Source organism: uncultured Campylobacter sp., assembly GCF_937997405.1.
In the GTDB taxonomy this organism is placed as follows: domain Bacteria; phylum Campylobacterota; class Campylobacteria; order Campylobacterales; family Campylobacteraceae; genus Campylobacter_B.
The window spans coordinates 1-10729 of the sequence record NZ_CALKTL010000066.1; the positions used below are offsets into that span (position 1 = coordinate 1).

Below are 10729 nucleotides of genomic sequence, written 5' to 3' on the forward strand. Positions count from 1 at the left end.
CGGCGCCACGCTTGGAGCGATAAAAATCGCACCCGCCTTAAAAATAGCCGAAAAGCTCGCAGGCAAACGCACGAAATCGTCCTCGTTATTGGAACATGCGCCATGCGCGTCCGCCACACACGCCTGCGCAGAGCATGAGCCTTCCGAATTTATCGTCTGTTGCGGACTCGGCTCGTTCACCAAGCGCTGCAAATCCGCCTTATTTGCAGCATATCGCAAGCCCTGCATATTCGCCAAATTTTGCGAAATAGACTCGTCCGTCGCAAGCCAAGAATCAGACTTCTTCGCCGCGCATCGCAAGTCTTGGCTATCCGCTGCGGACTGTAAATTTAACTCATTAGCTGTATGTCGCAGCTCTAGTTCGCCTTCTGCTTGCGGCGAGTTCAAATTTTTAGCCGCGCGTTGCAAATCAGACCGATCGTATGCGCGCTCTAACTTGTTTGCCGCACACTGCGAGTCGCCTGCCGTTAGCATGTCGCAGGAGAAATTGCGGCGCGCCGTTTTGCTAAAAATTTGCGCACTCTGCAACCCGCCCTGCTCCGCGCAAACTCCAATATTTTGCGTGCTAAAATTTTGCGCTGCGAAATTGCGTAAATTTTGTAGCTCAGAGCCTTGCCTTTGCACCGACTTTTCTTGCTCGCCCACAAATCTCGGCGATATAGGATTTTTGCTTTGCGCCTTTAAATTTTGCGTGCCGAAATCTGCCGTAAAGCCCGTCAGCGTGCGCCAAACAAAATCACGCTTTTTTAAAATCACGATCGGCTTGACGTTACAGTCTATCAGTGCCTTTTCCTCTGCGCTTAGGTTCGCTGCGCGCTCCGCCTGCGCTGCATCGCGACACATGATCGCAAAGGGCTTGCTTGGGCGCTTTTTGAGCGTTCGCAGCATCCGTACTGCGCGCTCGTTCGTCGCATCGCAGACGATGTGAAAGCCGCCCATCCCTTTGATCGCGCCGATCTGTCCGCGCCGCAAAAGCTCCGCCGTGCGCGCTATCGCATCCTCGCCGCTAGATAAAATTTCACCGCCTGCGCCGCATAAAAACAGCCGCGGGCCGCAGTGCGGGCAGGAGATCGGCTCGGCGTGATAGCGGCGCGTGAGCGGGTCCATGTATTCGCCGCGGCAGAACTCGCACATCTCAAACGCCCTCATCGTGGTGTTTGCGCGGTCGTATGGCAGCGCGGTGATGATGCTAAGGCGCGGACCGCAATCGGTGCAGTTGATAAAAGGATAATGGAAGCGCGGATTTTGCGGGTCGTAAAACTCTTTTTTGCACTGATCGCAAATCGCAAAATCGGGCAGGATCGGGTTAAATTTACGCCCCTCTTTGGACTGCGTGATCTTAAAATCAGTAAAATTCTGCGTAAAATCTTGCGTATTTAGATCGGTGCGGGTAATTTTATCGATACGACAAAGCGGCGGCGCCTCGCTGCGAAGGCGCTGCTCGAAAATTTTTAAAATTTTTTCTTCGCACAGATCTTGCCCTGCGCTTTGCGAATCGTGTTTAAAGCCGTCCAAATCTCCCTTCGCGCCTTGCAAGTCGCGCTTAATATTTTGCAAGCCTTGCAACGATTCATTCTGTGATATACCACGCTGCTGCGACGAATTTTGCACGACGGAATTTTGATCCGACGAAGCGGGAAAAATGGAGCCCTGCTCGTTTAGATCGGTCTCGAATAAGTTTGGTAAAAATTTCACGCTCACTGCGGCTTGAAAATCTCTCGTCAAACCATGCGACAAGCTCGTCAAATCGGGCAGGTTTGCTAAATCATTCGTTAAATCACGTGGCAAGCCGACCGAATTATTCGGCGAGCTCGGTGCGCTTTGCGGTAAAATGGAGTTCGGATTTAAATTTGAGCTCGTAAAATTTAGTGACGAGCTTGCGGTCTCGCTAGAATCCGCCTCGGTAGAATTTAAAGACCGAGCAGCCGATAACGATACTTTCTGTGCTTGAATTTCGTTAGAATTTGGCTCATCTAAATTTAAAGGGGCGGAATTTTTATCAATCAAGCCTTTTTGCGGCTCGGAAAGGTCTGCGCAAACGATGATTTTAACGCCCTCGCCGTCGTTATAAACCTCGCCTTTCAGCCCCAAATCCACGGCGAGCTTGTAGACGAACGGGCGAAATCCGACCCCCTGCACCGCTCCGAAAACCTCAAATTTAGCCGCTTTCATGTATGTGCTTTCATAAATTGCGCGCCGCAGGAGCTATTTTGCAAGCAAGTTGCGTTCGCGGCAAGTGGACAAAACGTTCCGGGCGCCTCAAAATATGCTCTAAATTTAATAAAATTTGATCCTTTGCTTCCGCGCCCTTTGCCGCTTTTTTGAAATTTCGCGTGATCTCATCTGCGTTAAATTTAGCCCGTATGGCGCAGCTATCGGCACCGCAATGCCCGCGCAACTCGCTGTTTTGCGGATAAGACTTAGGAGTTTTGCCGAAAATTCGCATATATGCCTAATCTAGCGAGCTTGAAGCGCGAAGCTGTCGCTAAAGCTCGCGTCAAAATTTTTGCAAAGCTTAAGCATCAAATCCGCAAATTTGCGCCCGCTAAACATCGCTCCGCCGAAGATCAAAACGTCAAAATCCTCTTTGCGCTCATCCGCCAGATCACTTAAAAAATAGCCCAAACTATCGAAAAATCCAAACGCAAACAGCTTTTCATTGGCGCCTGCGAGCGCATAGCTCATCGCTGAGCGCAAAATTTTATCCGCTTGCACGCAGCCGCACTCATCGGTGCAAAAATCAAGCCGCACCCCTTTACCGCCCGCAAAATCCTCCGCAGCCGCCATCAAAAACGCCGCATCGCGCCCCCAGATAAGCTGTGCGGCGACGCTAAAGATGCTGTGAAATCCCGCGTTTGCGCTTTTTAAAATTTCATCGATTTTTGCGGCGTTTACGTTAAATTTGGCGCTGAAATTTTCAAACAGCTTCGCGCCCGTCTCATCTGCGCAAATTTGCGCCTTAAGCTCGTCGAAGCTGCGCGGCAGATCAAATTTCAGCAGAATTTTCTTAGAGCTTTCGCCATAAATTACGATCTCGTCGTCCGCGCCTACTCCCAAAAAGTAGCGCAAAACGCGTTTTTTGGAGTCGTTCAAAACCCCCTTCTCGCGGCACGTAAGCGCAAAAAGAGCGGAGTTTTTGTCGTTTGAGTTTTTCAGATAAGCGCTTGCGCTGCCGCTTAAAAAATCCTCGTTTTGCACGATCAAAAAGCCGTTTTGTAGCGGCGCGACTTTAAAAATTTTATCTTTCTGCGCCGCGCTTTCGCATTTTGCGCTTAAAAAATAGATCCCGTCGCTTGCCAAAGCGCGCCCCAGCGCAAACACGAATATGTCGCCCGCAAGCTTCACGTCAAAAAATTTAGGCGCGTTCTCGTGATTTTTTCTAAAGATCGCATTGGTTTTTAGGCTTATGAGTGGCTTTTCGAAGGCTGCGAGCGCGATTTTGCTCTTTTCGTCGCTCACAAAAATCCCATCCAGCGCCCCCACTCCTGCAGCCATCAGAAAATCGGCGCTAAAATCCACGTCCGCTTTGAGCGTGAAAGTTGCGCCGCCGCGCTTAATCTGCACCTGCTGAGCATGAAATAAGTTTATGCGGCAAAACTCCAGTAAGCGAGCAAAATTCTCCCTGTTTACCGCTTCAAATTTTCCCTCATGAAGCACGCTAGCGCCGCTTATTATTGCGAATTCGTTTTGAGACGGCTCGGCGTGAGCGAGGTATTCTTTCATTACTCGCGGAGTGAAGTTATTAAATTTAGCCGTGTTATGGGCGTTTGAAATTTCATCCTCTAAAAATTTACTTATATCGCCCGAGGAGGTATCTTCAAACGTGCCGTTAAATTTCAGCGTTTTTGCTTCGGCGCCGTCCTCGTCCACCACGCGCACGGAGGATTTTGCCAAAAATATGGAGTTTGGTATCAGAGGCATCGCCTCGTCGCTAAATTTTAAAATTTCATCCTCACTGCCGCGTACGAAAAGGCTTATTAAGCTCGCCTCTTTTTTTAGGCAAAACTCAAGTGCGCTTTTGCGAGCATAAAACAGCAAGAAGTGCGCTATTAGCGCGTTTTCATTAAGGTAGTTAAACTCATATGCTACTATCATCTCGCCCCCTTTTTGCAAATCGATCCGCGATATCTTGGGCGCTAAGATCGGCGATTTTTTCATGCGCAAAACCAAGATCCGATAGGTACTGCAGCGCCGTTTTTTCCATAGTTTTTGAAGATTTTAATATCGCGGAGCTTAGCTTAAAGCTCGCTTCCTCGATGCGCCGCGGCACGACCGCTAGAATTTTAACGTGAGGCAGATCGCCGCAAAGATCCATCATCTGCAGGGTTTGAAGCATTTCGACCTCGTGTGCCGAGCCGCTCCAGCTGATCTGCTTAGGCATCGCGTCGTAGTCGAAAAGGTACACCTCGCCGCTCTTTGCGCCGTCCGCGTCTATACAATCTACGAGCAAAATTTCATCAAATTCCGCTATCGTAGGCATCAAAAAGCTAGCCAGAGTCCCGCCGTCGATAAATCGGATCTGATCCGAGCTGTTGCTCGGTGCGGCGGAATTTACAGCGACAAAGTCCGCATTGATAGAGCTTTGCGCTGCGGAATTTATGACGGAATTTTGCAAAGCAGAATTTGAAGCGAAATTCTGCTTTGCGGAATGTTCTGGAGTAGAATTTCGGTTTAAATTTACTGCTGCAAAATTTTGCTCGGAGATAAAATTCTTATCCGCAAAATTTTGCAAGGAGTTGCGCTCTATGGAATTTTGCGAGGTAAAATTTTGTATCGCAGAGACTTGGGCGGAATTTTGAGTAGAATTCTGCGCCGCGAAATCCTCGCCCGCCATAAAATTTCGTACGGCGGTTTTAGGATAAAATTTATAGTTCTGCGCGAGCGCGCGGACGAAGTGCACGCCTATGCCCTCGTCCGCGTAGATGACGTTGCCGATACCCAGTACCAGCACTCTCAAGCGTGCTCTTCCTTTTTAAATTTATAGCCGCTTACGATCGCATCCATCGCGCCATCCCTGCCCTTGACGGCGTTAAAGACCGCCATATAGACGTGGATCGGCACGAAGATTATGATGATATTCATGCAAAGATGATGTATCATTCGAACTTCGCTTAGACCGCCCATCGCGGCTTCCAGCGGGCGTAAGAGCCCGTATAGCGCGCCGCCGAGCCCTTCGTGATAGACATGCACATATAATATCATACCCGTTAGGCAGATTACGAACAGCACTAGATAAAAGCCCAGATAGGAGATGAACTGTAGCGGGTTGTAAACGCCGCGAAGATGCGGGTGCTCGCCCAAAAAGATATAGTATTTGATCTGGGCGATCCAGACGCGCGGGCTAAAAAAATCCTTGATGCTTAAAAGCTCTTTTCTGCTCTTTTTATCGAAGAAGAAAAGATAAGTTTTAAAGATCGCCGCGCCGATCATCGCAAAGCCGAAGATCAGATGCACGAATCTAAATTTAGCCTGCATGAAAAGCACCGGCTCGGGACTCACCTCGGGCGCGGTGAAAACAAAGGCGATGTAATATCCGGTAATCACTAAAATCGTAATGCAAAGCGCACGCAGCCAGTGCGTGAGCCTAAGACCGATTGAGAACTCGTATTCCGCAAATCTTTTTTTCATCGTTTATCCTTTGCTGGGATCTACCCTATAGCAGCCAAGCTCCGCCCCTTTAGCGTCCATTACGTGCACGGCGCAGGCGATGCAAGGATCGAATGAATGGATGCGGCGGATAATCTCTAGCGGCTTGGAAAGATCGGCAAGTTTAAGCCCGATCAAGCAGGATTCGTAAGCGCCCATAGCGCCGTCTTTATCCTTCGGTGTGGCGTTCCAAGTAGATGGCACGACCGCCTGCCAGTTTTTGATGACGCCCTTTTCGATCCTGCACCAGTGGCTAAGTGCGCCGCGCGGCACATGACCGATATAGCGACCTTTGTACTCTTTGGAGTTATCGATTACATATTTTGCGCAGGTTTCAGTGTCGCCGCTTTTAATGTTTGCGATCAAATTTTCTAGCGCGATCAGTCCGTTGTTGGCTACGACTTTGGCCTCGATCATACGGCATGCCGTTCGTCCAAGCGTCGAAAATACCGCTTCAAGCGGCAAGCCGGCGTCTTTTAGGAATTGATCCACGACTTTTACTACGCGCTCGTTTTTCTTGGCGTAATTTACCACGATATTTGCAAGCGGTCCTACCTGAAGCGGCTTGCCGTCGTAGCGCGGAGCCTTGATCCAGGTGTATTTGCCCTGGGTGTCGAGCACCTTCGTATGCGCTTCTTTGCCGTGCGCGTCGATGCTCTGTCCGTCCTGAAGGCCTGTATAATTCGGCTCCTGCTCGCCGTCATAAGGATGAAGCGCCGCATCGTTTTTATACCACGCATGCGTTGCCTCCTCGGTGATCTTGTTCTCATCCAGTTCCAAAACCTTGCTAATATCGCCGTTCATAATCATGCCGCTTTGAAATAGCCATTCGTTCTTTGAAAGCTGAAATTCTTGATGAGTCCATAAATTTGCCACGCCGATATCGTTTAGCACGCTAGGCTCGTTGCCGTAAGCCTTCGCAGCCATTACGAGATCAGGATAGTAGGCGCGATTTACGAAGTCTGCGACCTCTTTAAATTTAGACATATATTCACCCAGTCTTGCAGGGCTTAGGATATCCATCACGCAGGTTACGCCACCTACGGTGAGGCTTTGCGGATGAGGCTGCTTCGCGCCGAATATCGCCATCATCTGAGCCGCCGTGCGCTGAATGCGCAAACACTCAAGATAGTGCGAAAGAGCGATTAAATTTTGCTCCGGGCTAAGCTTATATGTTGGGTGTCCGAAGTAGGCATTGGCAAAAGGTCCCAAAGCGCCTTTTTTAACGAAAGCGCCCACGCGATCTTGTACCTCTTTTAGTTTATCCGCGCCGCACGCATAAGGGGTATCGCAGTATTTAAACGCCTCCTCGCTTGCTTTTTTAGGATCGGCGCTAAGCGCGCTTACTACATCTACGAAATCAAGCCCGTGGAGTTGATAAAAATGCACCGGATGATCGTGCAAAAACAGCGCGTTAGCCATCAGCGTGCGCGTTAGCAAGGCATTTAACGGCGGAGTTATGCCGAGGGCGTTTTCTACCGCGACGATGCCCGCTTTGTAGTGCGAGAAGGTGCAGACGCCGCAAATTCTTTGCATAAAAAATCCCGCGTCGCGCGGATCTCTATTTTTTACTATGGTCTCAAGCCCACGCCATAAAGTGGAGCTGCTATAAGCGTCGCGTATGATGTTTTCATCATCCACTACAACCTCTATTCTTAAATGTCCCTCTATTCTGGTTATCGGATCTATTACGATTCTTTGCGACATGATTATTCCCCTTTATCTTTCTTAAATGACGCAATCGCCGCGTGTGCCACTACCGCAACACCCGTGATCGCCAAAATTCCGACACCTATCTTATCTGCGGTAGCATCAGCGCCGAGCCCGCCGAAAACGCTTTCGTAAAGGCGATCCGCTAAAGGCTCCTCAAAAGGTCCCATATGATCCCAAAAATCAGGCTCCGAGCAGCCTATGCAGCCGTGACCAGCCTGTACCGGCCAGCTAGTGTGGGAGTTGAAGCGCTCGCGCGAGCAGTTATTAAACGTATAAGGGCCCTTGCAGCCTACTTTATAAAGGCAATATCCGTTCTTTGCGCCCGCATCGCCGAAGCTTTCTACAAACTCGCCCGCGTCGAAATGCCCGCGGCGCTCGCATAGATCGTGGATGCGTAACCCGTAAGCCCATTTTGGTCGGTTGTAAACGTCAAGGCTTGGAAGCGTGCCGAAAAGGATGAAATTTAGCACGTTGCCGACGATGTTTTTTTCGCTAGGCGGGCAGCCCGGGACGTTGATGACGGGTTTGTTTATGATTTTGTCCAAACCTACGGCGCCGGTCGGATTCGGAGCTGCGGCTTGGATACCGCCGAAGCTCGAACAGGTGCCGATCGCAAATATTGCCGCAGCGCCTTCGGTCGCGTGTTTGCAGTGCTGAGCTCCACTTTTGCCCTCAGGACCCACGGTTAGGAAAAATTCATTCTCGCCGCTTGGGATTCCGCCCTCGACCATTAAGATATATCGCCCCTTGTATTTTTCGATCGCGCCCTCTAAATTTTCCTCGGCTTGCCAGCCTGCAGCAGCCATGATCGTCTCGTGGTATTCGAGGCTGATGTAGTCGAATATTAGGCTATCAATGCTAGGCGTCTCTGTGCGTAGCAAGCTCTCGCTACAGCCCGTGCACTCCGCCATATGAAGCCAGATCACCGGCAGGCGATCCGCAAGCTCCGCAGCTCGCGCCACGCTCGGTGCAAATGCGGCCGGAAGACCAAGCATCGCAGTCATCGCTCCGCTCCATTTCATAAAATCGCGACGCGAAAAACCTTTGCTCTTAAGCCTTTCTTGTATGCTCTCATCCGCTTTTATTCGCGGCAAACGCTCAACGGCATCAAGTCTAGCCGAAATTTGAGCCAAATCAACCATAATGTCCTCCTGAAATTTAGGATATTTTTAAATGGCATTCTATCAAAATTTAAAATTCATGCACCTTAAATTTCGTTAGATTTAATTAAAATTTTATATTTATTCGTTGTCTAATGGGTTTAAAATTTAAAAATAAAAGGCGAATTAAAATTTACTCAGCGGACGAAACGTTAAATGACGGCGGAGAAAACATTAAATTTTATGAAGCATTAAAATTTACGAGGCGATAAAATTTTATCCAAGAATTTTATAGCGGTGAAAAGTATTTTAGGATAAAGCAGGCGTAGGTTGGATGATTTTGTGCGATACTAGCAGGCGCACTATTTGTGCGCCGCAGCGAAGCATTTTTGCAAAATCACCCGTTAAATTTTAGAAAATTTCCAAAGATTAGCTTACCAATCTCGTTGCATCTTGGATATTGATGTTTAGCCCAAGCTGCTCGTTGCTTAGCCCAAGAGCAAGCCCCACAAGCTGGGATAGGTGGATGATCGGCTTTCTTGCCTTGGAGTTCATCGCTTCTTGGTATCGCTCCTGATAGATATCAAGCTGCATCTGACATAGCGGACAAGGGGTAACTACGACGTCCGCTCCATGCTCGGCAGCGTCATTTACGATCTCGCTTGACATTTTAGATACCGATTTTACCGCAGGATAGCTAGCGTGAAAGCCGCAGCAATCAAGGCGTTTTTCAAAAGGCACGATCTGAGCGCCAAGTGCGCTAACTACCGCTTCAAAGCTTTTCGGATTGGTAGAGCTTTCTTTCTTAAGCTCGCGCTCCGGTCTTAATGAGTGGCAGCCGTAAAATAGCGCTACTTTTAAATTTGTTAGCGGTCTAACGACTTTAGCTTTTAATGTATCTAAGCTTTGATATAGCACCCAAAGCAGGCTCGTTATCTCGGTACTTCCCTGATACTGCATACCGCCCTCTTTTAAAAAGGTATTGATATAGCTTTTAGCACCCTTATCTAGAGTAAGTTTAGCCTTAGTTAGAGTTAGCATACAGGTGGAGCAGGTAGTTAGCAGAGGCATATTCATACCCTCGGCTAGCGCGATGTTTCTAGCATTGGCTACCAAGCTTGCCATGGGATCGACGCATTGAGCTTGACTAGCCCCGCAGCAGCTCCAGCCCTTTATCTCGTGAAGTTTAATACCCAGTACCGGAGCGATCGCTTCAAGTGAAATTTTAGATTCCTTTGCGGCTTGACTTAAAACGCAACCCGGGAAAAATGCAAATTCGTTATTCATCCTCTCCTCCTTATTCTATCTCGCCGCTAGCTTGAGCTTTGCGTGCGGCCTCTATCATCTTAACGAGCTGCGCATGACCCTCGATCTCCTCGCCTCCGAATACGTGCAAAGGATTCATCTTGCCCGCAGCCATTAAATTTGCCGCTACGTCCATCTTGCCCATATTTGCAAATACCCCCTCGCTTCTTAGAGCAAGCTTGATCTCGTTTAATCTTCCGCTTCCCTCTACGATGTCTAGCAGGAATGCCTCCGCGTGACCAGGGCCGCTTCCTGCGGTTAAGCCTTTTTTCATCGCTAAGGCGCGAAGTGCGGTGATGTCGCTTTGAGCGCTTATGCCTTTAGGGCAGCGATCGGCGCACTCTTGGCAGTGTACGCATAGCCATAATCCGTTTAGCACCGCAGGCTTTAGATGAGGCATAGCGTTCCTGCTTCTTGAATCAAATGCGGCACGGTTAGCATGCGTAAAAACAAAGGGTTGCATATAATCGCTCGCATCGGCTCCAAGCTTATTGCATTCGCTAGCGCAACATCCGCAAAGGATACAATCCCACTGCTTTTTGACGCGCTCCATCTGCTCCGGGCTTTGCTTACAGCCCTTATCGGCGCTAAATTCTTTCTTAGGCGTAATAGTAGGCTTGATCTTTCTTAAATTTTCGATACTAGGTTCCCAATCCACTACTAGATCCGAGATCACTCGAAAATTATTTAACGCAGAGATCGTAAAGCTATCAGGGTTTTCATACTCTGCAAGCAGAGCCTCCATCTTGGTATCGCAGGCAAGATATGAGTGTCCGTTTACCCTTACGGCACAAGCTCCGCATATCGCCATACGGCACGCTGCGGTAAAATTTAAAGTGATGTCTAAATTTTGCTTAATAAATTGCAAAACTCCAAGCAGGGTCTTTCCTTTGATCTGCTCCAAACTAAGCTCGTAGGCTTGCTTATAATTTTTGCTTCCGTCGAAGCGGTCTATGATAAATTTC

The 10729-nt window shown here is 48.9% G+C and carries 9 protein-coding genes and 1 pseudogene; all 10 read right to left on the reverse strand.

Annotated features, from left to right (window positions below; all coding sequences use genetic code 11):
- Positions 1-2172, reverse strand: a 2172-nt coding sequence (locus Q0372_RS03300; RefSeq protein ID WP_298102521.1) for a Sua5/YciO/YrdC/YwlC family protein, incomplete at its 3' end; no start/stop codon positions are given.
- Between the two features lie 10 nt (positions 2173-2182).
- Positions 2183-2446: a hypothetical protein gene (locus Q0372_RS03305; protein WP_298102523.1), complete on the reverse strand. Its 264-nt coding sequence runs from the start codon at positions 2444-2446 to the stop codon at positions 2183-2185.
- Between the two features lie 11 nt (positions 2447-2457).
- A complete protein-coding gene (locus Q0372_RS03310) occupies positions 2458-4095 on the reverse strand; it encodes a hypothetical protein (RefSeq protein WP_298102526.1) in 1638 nt (545 codons plus the stop codon).
- A complete protein-coding gene (locus Q0372_RS03315) occupies positions 4079-4834 on the reverse strand; it encodes a hydrogenase maturation protease (protein WP_298102539.1) in 756 nt (251 codons plus the stop codon). Before Q0372_RS03315 ends, Q0372_RS03310 begins: the two co-directional genes overlap by 17 nt.
- Before the next feature lie 27 nt (positions 4835-4861).
- Positions 4862-4957 (reverse strand): annotated as a pseudogene (locus Q0372_RS03320) (hydrogenase expression/formation protein); the annotation flags it as partial.
- On the reverse strand, positions 4954-5628 hold the full coding sequence (gene cybH, locus Q0372_RS03325; RefSeq protein ID WP_005870440.1) for a Ni/Fe-hydrogenase, b-type cytochrome subunit: 675 nt from the start codon (positions 5626-5628) through the stop codon (positions 4954-4956). The gene cybH and the pseudogene Q0372_RS03320, both read right to left, overlap by 4 nt.
- Before the next feature lie 3 nt (positions 5629-5631).
- Positions 5632-7353: a nickel-dependent hydrogenase large subunit gene (locus Q0372_RS03330; RefSeq protein WP_298102529.1), complete on the reverse strand. Its 1722-nt coding sequence runs from the start codon at positions 7351-7353 to the stop codon at positions 5632-5634.
- A gap of 2 nt (positions 7354-7355) precedes the next feature.
- Positions 7356-8501, reverse strand: a complete 1146-nt coding sequence (locus Q0372_RS03335) for a hydrogenase small subunit (protein ID WP_298102533.1) — start codon at positions 8499-8501, stop codon at positions 7356-7358.
- Between the two features lie 387 nt (positions 8502-8888).
- Positions 8889-9746, reverse strand: coding sequence for an 8-methylmenaquinol:fumarate reductase membrane anchor subunit (gene sdhE / locus Q0372_RS03340; RefSeq protein WP_297896025.1), 858 nt, complete (start codon positions 9744-9746; stop codon positions 8889-8891).
- A gap of 10 nt (positions 9747-9756) precedes the next feature.
- The coding region (gene sdhB / locus Q0372_RS03345) for an 8-methylmenaquinol:fumarate reductase iron-sulfur subunit (protein ID WP_298102536.1) at positions 9757-10729 on the reverse strand (973 nt) is incomplete at its 5' end.